The 14978-nt window shown below is 69.9% G+C and carries 17 protein-coding genes; 7 read left to right on the top strand and 10 right to left on the bottom strand.

Annotated features, from left to right (window positions below):
* The gene (gene dpgB, locus QSK35_RS06135; RefSeq protein ID WP_285743097.1) at positions 1–666 is read left to right on the top strand and encodes an enoyl-CoA-hydratase DpgB; all 666 of its coding nucleotides are present in this window, start codon (positions 1–3) and stop codon (positions 664–666) included.
* Positions 663–1451, top strand: a complete 789-nt coding sequence (dpgD, locus tag QSK35_RS06130) for an enoyl-CoA-hydratase DpgD (RefSeq protein WP_285743096.1) — start codon at positions 663–665, stop codon at positions 1449–1451. The genes dpgB and dpgD overlap by 4 nt, the downstream gene beginning before the upstream one ends.
* On the opposite strand, the gene QSK35_RS06125 is transcribed toward dpgD, so the two are convergent.
* From QSK35_RS06125 to QSK35_RS06105, 5 genes are all read right to left on the bottom strand, one after another.
* Positions 1448–2017, bottom strand: a complete 570-nt coding sequence (locus QSK35_RS06125; protein ID WP_285743094.1) for a GNAT family N-acetyltransferase — start codon at positions 2015–2017, stop codon at positions 1448–1450. The two genes, dpgD and QSK35_RS06125, sit on opposite strands and share 4 nt — an antisense overlap.
* Entirely contained in the window at positions 2001–2831 is an 831-nt protein-coding gene (locus tag QSK35_RS06120) for a hypothetical protein (RefSeq protein WP_285743092.1), read from the bottom strand. Before QSK35_RS06120 ends, QSK35_RS06125 begins: the two co-directional genes overlap by 17 nt.
* A 14-nt stretch (positions 2832–2845) precedes the next feature.
* On the bottom strand, positions 2846–3313 hold the full coding sequence (locus tag QSK35_RS06115) for a CAP domain-containing protein (protein ID WP_285743090.1): 468 nt from the start codon (positions 3311–3313) through the stop codon (positions 2846–2848).
* A 141-nt stretch (positions 3314–3454) separates the two neighbouring features.
* Positions 3455–3946, bottom strand: coding sequence for a hypothetical protein (locus QSK35_RS06110; RefSeq protein WP_285743088.1), 492 nt, complete (start codon positions 3944–3946; stop codon positions 3455–3457).
* Entirely contained in the window at positions 3943–5853 is a 1911-nt protein-coding gene (locus QSK35_RS06105) for a DUF8189 domain-containing protein (protein WP_285743086.1), read from the bottom strand. The genes QSK35_RS06110 and QSK35_RS06105 overlap by 4 nt, the downstream gene beginning before the upstream one ends.
* A gap of 124 nt (positions 5854–5977) precedes the next feature.
* On the opposite strand from QSK35_RS06105, the gene QSK35_RS06100 reads away from it, so the two are divergent.
* From QSK35_RS06100 to QSK35_RS06085, 4 genes are read left to right on the top strand one after another with little or no spacing between them, the layout of a single operon-like run.
* On the top strand, positions 5978–7240 hold the full coding sequence (locus tag QSK35_RS06100; protein WP_285743085.1) for a sensor histidine kinase: 1263 nt from the start codon (positions 5978–5980) through the stop codon (positions 7238–7240).
* Positions 7237–7899: a response regulator gene (locus QSK35_RS06095; RefSeq protein WP_285743083.1), complete on the top strand. Its 663-nt coding sequence runs from the start codon at positions 7237–7239 to the stop codon at positions 7897–7899. The genes QSK35_RS06100 and QSK35_RS06095 overlap by 4 nt, the downstream gene beginning before the upstream one ends.
* A gap of 43 nt (positions 7900–7942) precedes the next feature.
* Positions 7943–8812, top strand: a complete 870-nt coding sequence (locus QSK35_RS06090) for an ABC transporter ATP-binding protein (RefSeq protein WP_285743081.1) — start codon at positions 7943–7945, stop codon at positions 8810–8812.
* Entirely contained in the window at positions 8812–9882 is a 1071-nt protein-coding gene (locus QSK35_RS06085; RefSeq protein WP_285743079.1) for an ABC transporter permease, read from the top strand. The genes QSK35_RS06090 and QSK35_RS06085 overlap by 1 nt, the downstream gene beginning before the upstream one ends.
* Here the strand turns inward: QSK35_RS06085 and QSK35_RS06080 are convergent.
* From QSK35_RS06080 to QSK35_RS42670, 5 genes are all read right to left on the bottom strand, one after another.
* Entirely contained in the window at positions 9870–10013 is a 144-nt protein-coding gene (locus QSK35_RS06080; RefSeq protein WP_285743078.1) for a hypothetical protein, read from the bottom strand. The genes QSK35_RS06085 and QSK35_RS06080 overlap by 13 nt on opposite strands.
* A gap of 180 nt (positions 10014–10193) precedes the next feature.
* Complete coding sequence (locus QSK35_RS06075; protein ID WP_285743077.1) at positions 10194–11216, bottom strand: hypothetical protein; 1023 nt, start codon at positions 11214–11216, stop codon at positions 10194–10196.
* A gap of 154 nt (positions 11217–11370) precedes the next feature.
* A complete protein-coding gene (locus tag QSK35_RS06070) occupies positions 11371–11949 on the bottom strand; it encodes a nitrile hydratase subunit alpha (protein ID WP_285743075.1) in 579 nt (192 codons plus the stop codon).
* Positions 11936–12199, bottom strand: a complete 264-nt coding sequence (locus QSK35_RS42675; RefSeq protein ID WP_352243318.1) for an SH3-like domain-containing protein — start codon at positions 12197–12199, stop codon at positions 11936–11938. The genes QSK35_RS06070 and QSK35_RS42675 overlap by 14 nt, the downstream gene beginning before the upstream one ends.
* Entirely contained in the window at positions 12180–12464 is a 285-nt protein-coding gene (locus QSK35_RS42670) for a hypothetical protein (protein WP_352243316.1), read from the bottom strand. The genes QSK35_RS42675 and QSK35_RS42670 overlap by 20 nt, the downstream gene beginning before the upstream one ends.
* A 141-nt stretch (positions 12465–12605) precedes the next feature.
* Between QSK35_RS42670 and QSK35_RS06060 the strand changes: the two genes are divergently transcribed.
* Positions 12606–14936 (top strand): chitinase C-terminal domain-containing protein, encoded by a 2331-nt coding sequence (locus QSK35_RS06060; protein WP_285743074.1) that lies wholly within the window; start codon positions 12606–12608, stop codon positions 14934–14936.
* Positions 14937–14978: the final 42 nt, after the last annotated feature.

Below are 14978 nucleotides of genomic sequence, written 5' to 3'. Positions count from 1 at the left end.
ATGGAGAACGACCCGACCCGCGTGCACGTGCGGATCGACGACGCCCTGCCGCTGTCGGCCGACCTGGTCACCGCCGTCACCATCGCCTGCGACCGCGTCGAGGACGCGGGCGGTGACGCGCACCTCCTGCTGCACGTGGCCAACACCTCGACAGGCGCACGAGACTGGCCCGGCGAGGTCGGCGTGCACGTCATCAACAAATGGGAACAGGCCCTGCGCCGCGTCGAACGCCTGGGCGCGGCCACGTTCGCCGTCGTCGAGGGCGTCTGCACCGGACCGGCGCTGGAAGTGTTGCTGGCCACCGACTTCCGCCTGATGACCCCGGAGTCACGCCTCAGCCCCGCCGCGGGCGGCCGCGACTGGTGGCCGGGCATGGTGCTGCACCGCCTCGCCAACCAGATCGGCCTGACCCGAGCCCGCCAGCTCGTGCTGTTCGCCGGCGACGTCGACCCCGCGCGGGCCGCCGAGCTCGGCCTCGTGGACGAGGTGGTGAACGAGCCGGTGGAACGCGTCGCCGCACTGAGCAAACTGGTGCGCGGCCGCGAGGGCTCCGAGCTGGCGATCCGCAGGCGGCTGCTGCTGGAGGCCGTCACCACGCCGTTCGAGGAGTCACTGGGCACCCACCTCGCCGCGTGCGACCGGGAACTGCGCCGGTGCGCCTCATGAACGTCAAGTACGAGAAGCGCGGCCACGTCGCCTACGTGACCCTGAACCGCCCCGACGTGCTCAACGCCATGAACCTCGCCACCCACGAGGAGCTCGCGGTCATCTGGGACGACTTCGAGTCCGACGACGACCTGTGGGTCGGCGTGCTCACCGGTGAGGGCCGCGCGTTCTGCGTCGGCCAGGACCTCAAGGAGCTCGCCGAACGCACGAACGCGGGCGTCGCGACCCCGTCCACGTTCGGCAGCCTCGGCCGGGCGGGCTGGCCCCGCCTCACCGAACGGTTCTCGCTCGCCAAACCGATCGTCGGCAAGGTCAACGGGCTCGCCCTAGGCGGCGGCTTCGAGCTCGCCCTGGCGTGCGACATCGTCATCGCCGCGGACACCGCCGAGTTCGCACTGCCCGAGGCGCGGCTCGGGCTCATCGCGGGCGCGGGCGGGGTGTTCCGGCTCGCCCGGCAGCTGCCGCTCAAGACCGCCATGGGCCACCTGATGACCGGCCGGCGGTTGCCCGCGTCCCGGGCCTACGAGCTGGGGCTGCTGAACGAGGTCGTGTCACCCGAGGAGCTCGACTCCTGTGTGGACGGTTGGGTCGAGGACATCCTGGCGTGTGCACCGCTGGCGGTGCGCGCGGTGAAGGAGGCCGCGCTGACGTCCGTTGATCTCCCGCTGGAACGGGCTTTCACGACGCGCTACCTGTGGGAGGAACGGCGGATGCACAGCGAGGACGCAGTCGAGGGGCCACGCGCGTTCGTGGAGAAGCGGTCGCCCCGCTGGCAAGGGCGCTAATCGGTGCGCAGCCGTGCGTGCGTGTGCTGGTCGTGCCAGCCGTCGGCCAGCCGCATCGCCGCACGCTGCGTGCCCTCCAGCGCGAACCCGGACTTCTGGGCGATGCGGCACGACGACGAGTTCCGAGTGGAGTGCACCAACGACAACCGATGCAGCCCCAGCGTGTCGAAAGCCCACCGCGTCAGCGCGTTCACGGCACGCGCCGCCACACCCGAACCGCGATGCTCCGGCAGCACCCAGTACGACAACGCGGCGAACCCGTCGAACAACTGCACCTCGCGCAACCCGATCTGACCGACCACCGGGCCGGAGACGATCGCCCAGCTGGCCTCCAGCTCGGCGGTCCACCGCCGCTGCCAGCGGTCGATCCACAACCGGGCTTCCTCGTCGGTGTCCATGCGCCGCACGTGCCAGCGCTGGATGTCCGGGCAGTCGAACGCCGCCCGCACGACGGGCACGTCGTCGGCACGCCACGGCCGCAGGACCAGTCCGTCCGCCTCGAGGCACGGCTGGTCCGACGCGGCCATCGAGCCGAAGGGCAGCGCGGTCTCAACGGTGAGCGGCATGGGACTCATCCAACCACGCTCGGGCGTCCGCCGAGATCCGCTTGACGTACCGGGCGATGCCGGGCGCCGGTCCGGAGCACGTGCGTGACGGATCACGGCCGTCCAGGCAGTAGTGGATGTCGTCGGTGTCGGTGTGCAGCCGCGTGACACCACCGAACGACTCCGGATCGGTGCACAGACCACCGCTGCGTTCGGTCTCGTCGCACGGCAGGAACCGAGTGAACTCGTACCGGTCCTTCGGCAGGTTGTCGTACGGGTAGGCGGCCATGCTCACCGTCGCGCCCGCGTCGGTGACGCGATCACCGGACACCGAGGCGGCGTACTGGTAGATCTCGTTCAACCGGCGCGGCACCTCCCGTTGCGGTGCGGGCATCGGAGCCTGCAGCACCCACAACATCTTCGGCCGCGGGATACCGATGGCGTCCGCGGCCTCGTCGATCTCGCGGCGCGCGGACAGGGCGTTCCAGAAGTACAGGTCGTAGAACTCCGTCGTGCCGCGGCGCGTGTGGTTCGCGCACGGCGACCAGTACTCGTTGCCCCAGAACTGCAACACGACCAGGTCCGGCCGGACGTCCCGGATGGACTGCGCGAACTTCGCGGAGGACGGCAGCCACGTCGGGGTGCCGGACAGGTAGTCGCACACAGCCGTGCCACCGAGCGTGTGGTCGTGCAACGACGAACCGGGCAGGGCGGCGGCGAGCGCCGAGGCGTTCTGCGCCGCCACCGAGTCGCCGACGTAGAGCACCCGCGGCGGATCGTCCGCCGCGGGTGCGCCGAGCAGTGCCATGGTCAGTGCTGTGGTCAGCAGCCGCATGGCCCCAAAATAGATCAGACGGAGCCGAAGTTCTGCACCCACAGCGTGCGCCACTGGCCGCTGGTGGCCGTGGCGTAACCGACACCGATCGACTTGTACTTGCAGTTGAGGATGTTGCGCCGGTGACCGGGCGAGCTCATCCAGCCCGCCACCACGGCGGCCGCGTCCCGGTAGCCTGCCGCGATGTTCTCGCCCTGGGCGGAGTTGCTCGGGTAGCCGGCGCGCTTGGTGCGGTCGAACGGGCTGCTGCCGTCCCGGCCGGTGTGGCTGAAGTAGTTGTTCTTCGCCATGTCCTCGGCGTGGCCCTGCGACGCGGCGTCCAGCGCGGTGTGCCGGGACAGCGCGCCACAGCCGGCCTTCGCCCGCTCGGCGTTGGTCAGCGTGGTGACCTCGGCGCGGAAGTCGGGCGCGGCCTGGGCCGTGGCGGGGATCGCGACACTGGCGAGCAGAGCAGCGGCGAGCACGATGGTTCGAGACGACAATGCAGCCTCCTGGGGTGTGGCCCGTGGCAGCGGACGGGGCCCACCGTAGGAGCTGGAAACAGTTGTCGTACAAGCAGAAGAGCGCTTTCTGGGGAACTCCCTAACAGAGTGCGGAAATGCTGTCGGCGCGTTGAAGGCTCCTCACTCGTATTCCTGCCCGCAGATCAAGAAGCCCGTCATCTCGTTCCACGACAACGATTTCGGCCGCGTGCCGTCGAATGTGCCTGCCAGCGCGCAGTCGAGGTAGTCGCACACGGTGTGGTTGTACCAAACGAGACCGGTCGCGCGAACACCGTTACGCGGTGCCTCCATCCCGAAGTCCGCCAACAGGAAATCCGGTACCTCGGCGAAATCGTGACGGTCCGCGATCTGCGAGAGGATCACCCGCTCCCACAGCTCGAACCCGCTCATCCCCGGTGTGATTCCGAGATCCGCGGTGCGCCAGGCGTTGTCGAACGGCGCGACGGGCGCCGTGATCGCGCGGGTGAGCATCCAGAAGAACATCTCCGGCGGGACGGACGCGCGGTCGGACTCCGCGCGCCCCAGCCACCACAGCGCCCGCAGGTACTGCTCCAGCGATCGCGATGTGCAGGAGGCGGCCTCCAGGACCGCCTCGCGCTCGGTGACGATCATGCCCCCGCCTCCTGCCAGTCGGTGAACGCCGCGTCCGGGCCGGGAGCCGTCTGCCTGCGTTCGTAGAGCTTGGCGTCCCCGCCGACGATGAGGACTCGCACCAGTCCCATGGCGTCGCGGACCGCCATCGGCCCGATCTCGCAGTAGCCGCCGAGGTCCTGCCACACCGGGAACGTCCCGTTGACGTCCTGCACCGTCATGCTGACGCCGTAGTTGTTGTTGCGCGCGAACGCGAGCACGCGCGGCGCCGCGCCGCCGGACGTCACCGCCACCACCGGCCCGGTGCCACCTTGGCCGCCGATGTGCGTCAGCGTGATCTGCCACGACCCGTTCGGCGTGTTCTCGCTCAACGTCCCGATGGCGCCGTCGTTCTGCTCCCTGGTGAACACACGCACCTTGTTCGCGGCGTCAACGCACGAGCCGGGCGTGTGCGTCGACTCGGCCGCGGTGGTCAGCGCCTGGTACACCGTGCCGCCGTTGGGATTCTGGTACCAGTGGTAGGCCTTGCCGTTGCCGTCGGCGAACACGTGCAGCCGCCCGCTCGGCGCGATCATGGCGGCCGGAGGCGTCATCGCCTTGCCGTTGCCGCCGGACACCGTCGCCCAGCCGCTGAACCCGCTGCCGATCTGGTAGGCGTTGCTCAACGTGCCCGCCCGGTTCACGACGTACAGCTCCAGCAGGCCCTCGGCGTTCAGGCCGAGGCACGGCGTGCCGTACGCAGGCGTGCTGCCATTGGGGTTGCCGACGCTGGTCCACGTGGTGAACGTGCCGTTGGACGTGCGAACGCCGCCGGTGTCCAGGTCCAGCACGGCGACCTGGATCTTGCCGTCACCGCGCCGCGCCACCGAGGCGCCCGGCGCGAACGAACCGGTCAGCACCTTCGCCGGCCCGGTCCACGCGCCACCGTTGGGCTGCGTCCACAGCATCAGCGAGCCGCCGGCGACGACGAACGCGTGCAACGTGCCCGCGCCGTCCATGACGACCCACGGCGCGGCGACCGGCCAGCGTTCGTAGTTGCGCGCCAGGTTCGAGTCGAACACCCCGCCCGTCAACGGGTCCTTCGCCTTGTACTTCTGGTAGGCCGCCGTCTTCGGGTCGCGCAACGCGGCCGGCACGTTCGCCGGCGCCTTCTGCGTGTTGTAGCAGCGGTACCGGGTGAGCAGCGCGTACGGCCGTGCGGTCGGGCCTTGGTAGGCCTTCACGGCCTTCTGCGCGAACTTCGCCGCCGCCTTGTGGTCGAGGTGCTCGGGTAACGAGCCGCCGAACCGCGCGTCGTCCGGGAACGGGTCCTGCGTGCGGACGACCGTCGGCTGGAACTGGCGGAGCAGGCCGAGCAGCACGTTGTGCACATCGGACTGGTTGTAGTACTGCAGGAAGTTGACGGGGCAGCCGGTCGGGATGATCGTCGACGTCACGTACGTCGCGCCCTGCCACAGCTTGGTCAGCGCGTCCTCGTGCCTGCTGTCGCCGCCGTCCGGGAGATTGAGGTAGACCAGCTGCACGTGCGGTGCGCCGGTCAGGGTGTTCAGCTCGACGGTCAGGTCCGTGCCCGCCACCGCGAGCTTGCTCTTGGTCCACTGGCTCGGCACACCCGCGAGGAAGGCGTAGGCGTTGCGCTGCCCGTCGTGCAGCTGCGCCGAGAGCTGCTCACGGGTCAGGTTGCTCGTGCCGTTGAACTCGTCGGCGGTCAGCATGATCGTGCGGACCGGGTTGCCCGCGAGGATCGCGGGCTGGATGTCCGGGTTGATGAACAGCAGATCGTCGTCGCTGTGGGCGATGATCGTCACGAAGCTCGCGCCGCCCGTCGGTGCGGCCGCGTGAGCGGTTCCCGATCCGAGCCCGATCGCGGTGCCGGCGGCGGCCGTCGCACCGGCGACGATGACCGTGCGTCTTCGAATCTTGGGCATAGAGCGACCTCCGACGTCTCGCGGTTGCCCTCCGAAGTCGGAGCGCCCGCAAGATTCGTTACCGATGCACTCGGACAGCCCAATTGCCGTGGTGATGCGTATACAACGAGTAAGGTTCCGGCTCGTGGAACCGGTCTGGAGTGAGTGGCGGCGACCCCGGCCGACCAGGGCACAGCAGCGTCAGGACCTGTGGGTCGGGCTGGCCGTCGCGGCCGGCGCGCTGGGCATGACGGTGCTGGTCAACAGCATGGGCGCGTTCATGTTCGGCGACGCGCCGTCGCTGCCCGAGCAGCTCGTCTGGGTAGCCGCTATGACGTTGCCGCTCGCGGTGCGGCGCCGGTTCCCGCTCGTCGTGCTGCTGTCGGTCGCCGCGGTGTTCATCGCCGCGCAGGCCCGCCACGTCGGGGACAACTTCGTGCCGTCGATCGCGTTGTTCCTCGCGCTCTTCTCGGCGGGCGCCTGGGAACGCAACCGCGTGGTCGCGCGCTGGTCGCGGATCGGCGTGATCGTCGCCATGTTCGCCTGGCTCGGGTTCGGCTTCGTCCGGTTCCTCATCGGGCCGCCGACCAAGTTCGAGGGCGCGGCCGGGCCGCTCGATCCCGTGCTCGCGTCGGTGCTCTACGGGCTGATCCAGAACATCCTCTTCTTCGTCTCGGCCTACTTCTTCGGCAACATGGCGTGGCTCTCGGCCCGCAGGCAGGCCGAGCTGGAGCATCGCGCCGAACAGCTGCGGCTCTCGCAGGAGCAGAACACGCGCGGCGCGATCGTCGCCGAACGCATGCGCATCGCGCGCGACCTGCACGACGTCGTCGCGCACCACGTGTCGGTCATGGGCATCCAGGCCGGGGCCGCGCGGCGCACGCTCGGCCACGACCCGCGGCTCGCGAGCGAGTCGCTGCAGGCCGTCGAGGACACCGCCCGCGGCGCGATCACCGAGCTGCGCGGGCTGCTGGGCGTGCTGCGCTCCGGGACCGAGGAGACCGAGTCCCGGCCCGCGCCCGGCCTCGAACAGCTCCCCGAGCTCATGGCCTCCGCGCGGTCGGCCGGGCTCGAGGTCGAGCACGGCGTCTACGGCGAACCGCGGCAGGTCCCGGCCGGTGTCGCGCTCTCGGCGTACCGGGTGGTGCAGGAGGCGCTGACGAACGTCGTGAAGCACGCCCAGGCGAAACGGGTGGGCGTGCGCGTGCGGTACCTGGACAGCGCGCTGGAGATCGAGGTCACCGACGACGGAAGAGGAACCAGCACTGACACATCCCTGCGAGGATTCGGGTTGGTGGGTATGCGGGAACGTGTCGCCGTGCACGGCGGCGAGTTCGAGGCCGGGCCGCGGCGCGACGCGGGTTATCTGGTGCGGGCGAGCCTGCCCACGAAGGACGGTGACGCGTGAGCCCGCTGCGGGTCCTCCTCGCGGATGATCAGGACCTCGTGCGTGCCGGCTTCCGGGTCATCCTCGGGACGGAGCCCGGCATCGAGGTCGTCGGCGAGGCGGGCGACGGCGAGCAGGCCGTCGAGCTGGTCCGTGAGCTGCGGCCGGACGTCGTGCTGATGGACGTCCAGATGCCCCGGCTCGACGGCCTGGAGGCCACCCGGCGGATCTTGTCCGGACACGACGACGTCAAGATCGTCATGCTGACCACGTTCGACCGCGAGGACTACCTCTTCGAGGCGCTGCGGGCCGGGGCCAGCGGGTTCCTGCTGAAGAACGCCTCACCGGAGCGGCTGATCGAGTCCGTCCGCATCGTCGCGCGCGGCGACGCGCTGCTCTCGCCCGAGGTCACCCGGCGGGTGATCGAGCGGTTCAACGCGCCTGCGCCCGAACCCAAGCGGCCGCCCGAGCTGACCGACCGCGAGTACGAGGTGCTGGTCGAGCTGGCGCGCGGCGCGTCGAACGCGGAGATCGCTCGATCGCTCTACCTGGGGGAGACGACGGTGAAAACGCACGTCTCGCGGGTGCTCAACAAGCTCGGCCTGCGCGATCGGACGCACGCGGTGGTCTTCGCGTACGAGCAGGGCATCGTCCGGGTCCGTCGCGCGGAGGACGTCTGACGCAGGACGCGCTCGGGCGCGGGCCCGGCATAGCGTTCCGGTCATGTTGAAGGTGAGTTCGATCAGCCGGACCTTCGGCGACCGCTGGGTACTCGACAACGTGTCGTTCGACGTCCGGCCGGGGCGGATGACGGGCTTCCTCGGCGCGAACGGCGCGGGCAAGACGACCACGATGCGGATCATCCTGGGCGTGCTCGCCGCACACGGGGGAACGGTGACCTGGAACGGGTCCGAGGACCTGCCGAGCTTCGGCTACATGCCGGAGGAACGCGGCCTCTACCCGAAGATGAAGGTGGCCGAGCAGATCACGTGGCTCGGCCGGCTGCACGGCCTGGACCGGGGCCGGGCGAAGAGCAACACCGACGAGCTGCTGGAACAGCTGGAGCTGACCGAGCGGGCGGGCGACAGGCTCGAGACGCTGTCGCTGGGCAACCAGCAGCGCGTGCAGATCGCCGCGGCGCTGGTGCACGACCCCGAGGTGCTGGTGCTCGACGAGCCGTTCTCCGGGCTCGACCCGATCGCCGTCGAGACCGTGCTGGACGTGCTGCGCAAGCGCGCCGCGAACGGGGCGCCGGTGCTGTTCTCCAGCCACCAGCTCGGTCTGGTGGAACGGCTGTGCGACGACGTCGTGATCATCTCGCGGGGTGTGATCACGGCCAGCGGCTCGCGCGACGAGCTGCGCAGGAACTTCGGCACGCCACGGTTCGAGCTGGTCGTCGGCTCCGATGCGGGCTGGTTGCGCGATGATCCCGGCGTTGCCGTGGTCGACCTGGACGGCCCGCGCGCGGTGTTCGAGCTGCGGGACGGGCACAGCGACCAGCGGGTGCTGCAGGCCGCGATGGCCCGCGGCGAGGTGCGCAGCTTCACCCCGCTCGTCCCGACGCTGGGCGAGATCTTCAAGGAGGCCGTGTGATGACGGGTTTCGCCGCCGCGACGCGTCTCGTCGCCGAACGCGAGATCGGCGTTCTGGTGCGTACCAAGGGATTCTGGATCGGCTACGCCGTCACGATCATCGGGTTGTTCGCGATCACGGTGCTCCCCGCGGTCCTCGACAGCGGACCGCCGAAGGTCGCTGCCGTCGGCAGCGATGTCGCGACATCGCTGGCGGGCAAGGACCTGGACGTCCGCACGGTCGGCGACCTCGCCACCGCCCAGGATCTCGTCCGGAAGGAGGAGGTGCAGGCCGCGATCGTCCGTGACCCGTCCCCGACCGGCGTGCGCGTGATCGCGCTGTACGACCCGCCCCGCGACGTGGTCACCAGGCTGGCCACCGCGCCACCGGTCGACCTGCTCGAGGCCGCCGCGGTGAGCACCGGTGAACGGCAGCTCGTGATCACCGTGTTCGCGCTGGTGTTCGTGCTGTTCGCGATGGGCGGCGCGGCGATCGCGCAGAGCACGGTCACGGAGAAGCAGACCCGGATCGTGGAGATCCTCGTCTCGACGATCCCGGTGCGCGCGCTGCTCGCCGGCAAGATCGCCGCCCACACGCTGCTCACCCTCGGCCAGGTCGTCGTCCTCGCGCTGGTCACACCGATCGCGATGCGGCTGGGCGGACAGGCCCAGCTGCTCGCCGTCGTGCAGCCCGCGCTCGGCTGGTTCATCCCGTTCGTGGTGCTCGGTTTCGTCCTGCTCGCCGGGATCTGGGCCGTGACCGGGTCGCTCGTCAGCAGGCAGGAGGACCTCGGCTCCAGCATGGGCGTCGTCATGATCCTCGTGATGGGCCCGTACATCCTGGTGCAGGCCTTCTTCGACAACGCCGCCGCGCTCGCGGTCATGTCGTACGTGCCGTTCTCCGCGCCCGTCGCGATGCCGGTGCGGATGTTCGCCGGGCAGGCACACGTGTGGGAAGCGCTGCTGTCGCTAGGGGTGCTGGCGGGCTCGGTCGTGGTGATCGTGCTGCTGGCGAGCCGGGTGTACTCCGGCGCGCTGCTGCAGACGCGCGGCAAGGTGAAGCTGGCCAAGGCGTGGGCTCACGCCGATTGAGCCGGCAGGTCCCACTCGTTGTCGATCAATCCCGTGGCCATCGCTTTGCCGGTGTAGCGGGCGGACAGCAGACCGTGGCTCGCGTGCCCGGCCGACACGTGGACACGTGACCGGCCGGGCACCTTGCCCATCACGGGCACCCCGGACACGCACCACGCCGAAGTCGGTGATCAACGTCGACTCGTCGACGTGCCGCACCCCGTGCAGCACGGGCCGAGGCGTGGCCCGGTTCGGCGCCCGCGTCGAACACGATCACCGTGGCGCCGCGGGCCGCCAGCTCCTCCGCCAGGCAGGCGCCGACGAGTGCGAAGTCATAGGACCGCAAGCGACCCGCGGCCCGATTCCTCCAGGTCGGCGGTCGGGCCGAACACCAGCGCGGGCGTGGTCACCTCGCTGTCGCCGAACACGCAGCGGGCCGGGCCGTGCCCGCCGCGCACGTGCCGCAGCAACAGCAGCGGCTTGCCGCGCAACACCGTCGAGAACCATTTGCCCTCCGGATCACGGGCCAGGCACCGCAGCCGCAGCTCGCCGTCCTCCATGCGTGGCCGGCTGTCCTCGATGCACCAGACGAGCTCGATCGCGTCCCGCGGCGGCAGCTCGACGGTCTGAACCTCCAGCCGCCGCACCGGTTCCGTGACGAACGCGCGCATGTCGTGGTGCCACATCGCGCGTCCGCGCGGGATGCCCGCGATCATCTCGCCCGGTGGGCGCAGAACTCCCTTGTCCAGCAACGTGAGCGAGTTCGCGTCGTGCCCGCGGTCGTCGACGCCCCACGAGGCGGGCTTGTCGACGAGCGTCAGGTCGGGCAGCAGCCGGTTTCCGGCGCGGCGGCGCGCGGTCTCCCGGCCGGTCGGCGTGGTGAGCGCCGTCGCCGCGGCGGCGACGATCACGGCCGCGACCGCCGGCTGCAGCACGACCGGCAGGCCGCGCCAGCCGGCCGGTTCGGCGGACAGCCGCACCGGCAACGCGGGCCGCGGCAGCGCCACGTCCGGCCCGCCGGCCGCGCCGACCAGCACCGGGCCCGCGATGGTGTCCACGCGGGCCACGACCGTCGCGGTGGGCCGGCGGTACTCGCGTTCATGCACCTCCGCGACGACGTTGCGCACCTCGTCACCGAGGCCGCCCGCCTCCCGCAGCACGAGTCCGCACAGGCGGCTGGACTCGTCGTCGTGGTCCATCGGCCCGAGCCGTCTCGACCGGGTCACCCGGCCGTCGGGGGTGCGGTGCAGCTGGACCGTGTCGATCGAGACCGTGAGTCGCGGGCCGCACCCGGTCGGGGTCAGCACGCCGAACGCACGCACGCGCAGTTCGGTGGTCGCGCGCGTCGAAACCATGGGCACTCCATCTGCTGTGGGAACGCAGAGAATGTGAGTGCCCGATCTCGGAACGCGTAAGAGAGGCTGCGGCAAATGGGTACCAAAGACCATGTGCCACAACGGTTTTGAGATGACAGCGCACCCCGCTACCGAAGCGCTCCCCGTCCGCTCCCTACACCGGCGCGGTCCCGATGAGACCGTTGCGCGTCACGGCCTCCGCCAGCCGCTGCTCGTCCCAGCCTTCGGTGGCGGCCGGCCTGCGGGGCAGCACCAGGTACCGGGTCTCGGCGCTGGCGTCCCACACCGCGATCTCGCCCTCGGGGTCGAACCCGAACTCGGCGAGCACACCGCGCGGATCACGCACGACCCTGGACCGGTAGGCCGGGCTCTTGTACCAGGCCGGTGACGGCCCGAGCAGCGCGATCGGGTAGCACGAGCACAGCGTGCACACGATCACGTTGTGGACTTCCGGGGTGTTCTCCACGACCTTGAGCGTCTGCTGCTGCAACCCGCCGCCCATGGACAGCCCGATCTCCTCGATGGCGGTATTGGCGTTCTCCAGCAGCCTGGCCTTGAAGCCGGTGTCGGCCCACGCCCGCGCCACGATCCGTTTGCCGTTCGCGGGTTTCGCGTTCGCCAGGAACGCCTCCAGCGCGCGGTCAAGCTCCTGCGCGTCCACGAGCCCGCGTTCTTCCAGCAGCGCCTCGACGTGCCGCACCCGCGCGGCGATGCTCGCGTCAGAGTGGCTCAAGGTAGTCCTCCCACAAGGACAGCGTCACCGTGTGTTCGCCCGCGCCGAAGAGCTCCCGCGCCTCGAACCGCACGGCGTACACCGGCTGGGGAACCGGGTGCATCCCGCGGGACCGGTCGTCGGCCAGCGGGTGCTCGCCCTCGTCGTGCAGGACGGTTCCGGCCGCCCCGCGGGCGTAGCGGGGGAGCCGCGTGTGGTGCGGCGGATCCGTGTGCCGGGTGCGCACGCGGTCACCGGGGCTGAAGCGCATCCTCCGTCGCCACCCCCTTCTCCACGAGCAGGGTGCAGATCGCGCGGAACCAGTTCTCGTAGTAGCCCGACCGCAGGTACTCCCGCGGATCCAGCCGTTCGACCGCGTCGCGGAACTCGTCGAGGTTGTAGACGCCACGGGCGATCAGCGCGCGGTTCATGGCGAACACATGCGCCTCCCAGTCGGCATGGAAGGGCGGCTCGTCGAGCTCCTGGCCGACGGGCCCGAACCCCTGCTGGCCGCCGACGTCGTTGACCCGGCTCATGCCCGCCAGCTTGCCACGCGACCGGCTACTGCGCCTCGCCGTATCGAGCTCTACCCCTATTGGTCTATACCTATTGACAGGACCGGGAAAGGGACCGGAACCTGGAGTTCCCCAGGCCGCCTCCCTGCAGGAGGTTTTGGCGTGCGAAGAAAACTCCTCCCCCTGCTCGCCGCGCTGGCCACCCTGGTCGGACTCGTGGTCGTCGCGCTGAACCCCGCCACCAGCCAGGCCGCCGGCCATGAGGACTGCCGCCCGGACGGCCTCTACCGGACACCGGGCGTGGACGTCCCGTACTGCACGGCCTACGACACCGCGGGCCGTGAGCTCCTCGGCACCGGCAAGACCCGACGGGTGATCGGCTACTTCACCAGCTGGCGCACCGGCAAGGACGGCACCCCCGCGTACCTGCCGAGCCAGATCCCGTGGACCAAGGTCACGCACCTCAACTACGCGTTCGCGCACATCGGCACGGACAACAAGATCTCGGTCGGCCCCGCGGGCGCGAACAACGCGAGCACCGGCATGGAGTGGCCGGGCGTGCCGGGCGCCGAGATGGATCCAAGCCTGAGCTACAAGGGCCACTTCAACCTGCTCACCAAGTACAAGAAGCAGTACCCGAACGTGAAGACGCTGGTCTCCGTCGGCGGCTGGGCTGAAACGGGCGGCATCCTCAACCCGGACGGCACGCGCAACGCTACGGGCGGGTTCTACAAGCTGGCGCAGAGCCAGTCGGCGATCGACACGTTCGCCGACTCGGTCGTCGCGTTCCTGCGCACGTACGGGTTCAACGGCGCGGACATCGACTACGAGTACGCGACGTCCAACAACTACGCGGGCAACCCCGACGACTTCTGGATCTCCAACGCCAACCGCGGGAACCTGTGGCAGGGCTACGAGAACCTGATGCGGACACTAAGAGACCGCCTCGACCGGGCCGGTGCCGCCGACGGCAAGCACTACCTCCTGACCGCGGCCGTACCGGCGTCGGGCTGGCTGCTGCGGGGCCAGGAGGTCTACGGCGTCACGCGCTACCTCGACTACGTCAACGTGATGAGCTACGACCTGCACGGAGCGTGGAACCACTTCGTCGGCCCGAACGCCGCGCTCTACGACAACGGCCAGGACTCCGAGCTCGCGCACTGGCAGGTGTACACGACGCCGCAGTACGACGGGCAGGGCTACCTCAACACCGACTGGGCCTACCACTACTTCCGCGGCGCCATGCCCGCCGGCCGGATCAACATCGGCGTCGGCTTCTACACGCGCGGCTGGCAGGGCGTGAACGGTGGCACGAACGGCCTGTGGGGCACCGCGGCGCTGCCCAACCAGGCGCAGTGCCCGCCGGGCACCGGGGGCAACGTCGGGTCGACCGTGCCGTGCGGCAACGGTGCGATCGGCATCGACAACCTGTGGCACGACATGCTCAACGGCAAGGAGGTGCCGTCCGGCGTGAACCCCATGTGGCACGCCAAGAACCTCGAGAACAAGATCACCGGTGACTACCTGGCCAAGTACGGCCTCGACCCGGTCAACGACCCGACCGACCGCCTCACGGGAACCTACACGCGCAACTACAACAGCACGATGGTCACGCCGTGGCTGTGGAACAACGACAAGAAGGTGTATCTGTCCACTGAGGACGACGTGTCGATCGCGGCCAAGGCGAGCTACGTCTCCAGCAAGGGCATCGGCGGCATCATGATCTGGGAGCTCGCCGGCGACTACGCCTTCGACAGCGCCAGGAACCAGTGGTTCATGGGCAACACGCTGGTCAACAAGATCAGCGACACGTTCGCCTCCGCCGCGCCCTACGGCAACACCAAGGCGGGCCGCACGATGCCGGCCACCGTGCTCAACGTCGGCGTCAGCGTGTCCGGCTTCGCGTTGGGCGACAACAACTACCCGATCAACCCGAAGCTGCGGTTCACCAACAACTCGACGACCACCATCCCCGGCGGCACGCGCATCGAGTTCGACTACGGCACCAGCGCGCCGGGCAGCATGACCGACCAGTCCGGCTTCGGGCTCGCCGTCACCAGCCGCGGCCACAGCGGCAACAACGTGGGCGGCCTGCGCGGCGACTTCCAGCATGTCGCCGTCACGCTGCCGAGCTGGCAGTCGCTGGCGCCGGGCGCGAGCGTCGACATCGCGATCAACTACTACATGCCGATCGCCACGCCGTCGAACTTCACCTTCGCTTTCGGCGGCACGACCTACGCGATCACGGCCGACCAGCCGCGCGGCGGCGGCACGCCACCGACATCGACGACAACCTCAACGACCACAACGACTACCACCACGACAACGACCACTACGACGCCTCCGGGTGGCGGCACCTGGCAGCCGAACACGTGGTACGCCGTCGGCGCCCAGGTGACCTACAACGGGGTCGCCTACCGGTGCCGGCAGGCGCACACCTCGCTGACCGGCTGGGAACCGCCGAACGTCCCGGCCCTGTGGGAGAAGATCTGATCCGCTCAGTGGTCCCAACGCTCCACAACCTGGCGAGTCGCT

Origin of the sequence: Lentzea sp. NBRC 105346, from assembly GCF_030269605.1 — a bacterium.
Lineage (GTDB): Bacteria > Actinomycetota > Actinomycetes > Mycobacteriales > Pseudonocardiaceae > Lentzea.
Note: the sequence above shows the minus strand (reverse complement) of the source record. Positions and strands in the feature narration are given on the sequence as shown.

Bases quoted from the DNA above. Each gene is read 5' to 3' on its own strand.
- QSK35_RS06090 (WP_285743081.1), top strand. From the start codon at position 7,943: ATGTTGAAGGTGAGTTCGATCAGCCGGACCTTCGGCGACCGCTGGGTA.
- QSK35_RS42675 (WP_352243318.1), bottom strand. From the start codon at position 12,199: ATGCGCTTCAGCCCCGGTGACCGCGTGCGCACCCGGCACACGGATCCG.
- QSK35_RS06120 (WP_285743092.1), bottom strand. From the start codon at position 2,831: ATGCGGCTGCTGACCACAGCACTGACCATGGCACTGCTCGGCGCACCC.
- QSK35_RS06125 (WP_285743094.1), bottom strand. From the start codon at position 2,017: ATGCCGCTCACCGTTGAGACCGCGCTGCCCTTCGGCTCGATGGCCGCG.
- QSK35_RS06075 (WP_285743077.1), bottom strand. From the start codon at position 11,216: ATGGTTTCGACGCGCGCGACCACCGAACTGCGCGTGCGTGCGTTCGGC.
- QSK35_RS06105 (WP_285743086.1), bottom strand. From the start codon at position 5,853: ATGCCCAAGATTCGAAGACGCACGGTCATCGTCGCCGGTGCGACGGCC.
- QSK35_RS06085 (WP_285743079.1), top strand. From the start codon at position 8,812: ATGACGGGTTTCGCCGCCGCGACGCGTCTCGTCGCCGAACGCGAGATC.
- dpgD (WP_285743096.1), top strand. From the start codon at position 663: ATGAACGTCAAGTACGAGAAGCGCGGCCACGTCGCCTACGTGACCCTG.
- dpgB (WP_285743097.1), top strand. From the start codon at position 1: ATGGAGAACGACCCGACCCGCGTGCACGTGCGGATCGACGACGCCCTG.
- QSK35_RS42670 (WP_352243316.1), bottom strand. From the start codon at position 12,464: ATGAGCCGGGTCAACGACGTCGGCGGCCAGCAGGGGTTCGGGCCCGTC.
- QSK35_RS06080 (WP_285743078.1), bottom strand. From the start codon at position 10,013: ATGGGCAAGGTGCCCGGCCGGTCACGTGTCCACGTGTCGGCCGGGCAC.
- QSK35_RS06110 (WP_285743088.1), bottom strand. From the start codon at position 3,946: ATGATCGTCACCGAGCGCGAGGCGGTCCTGGAGGCCGCCTCCTGCACA.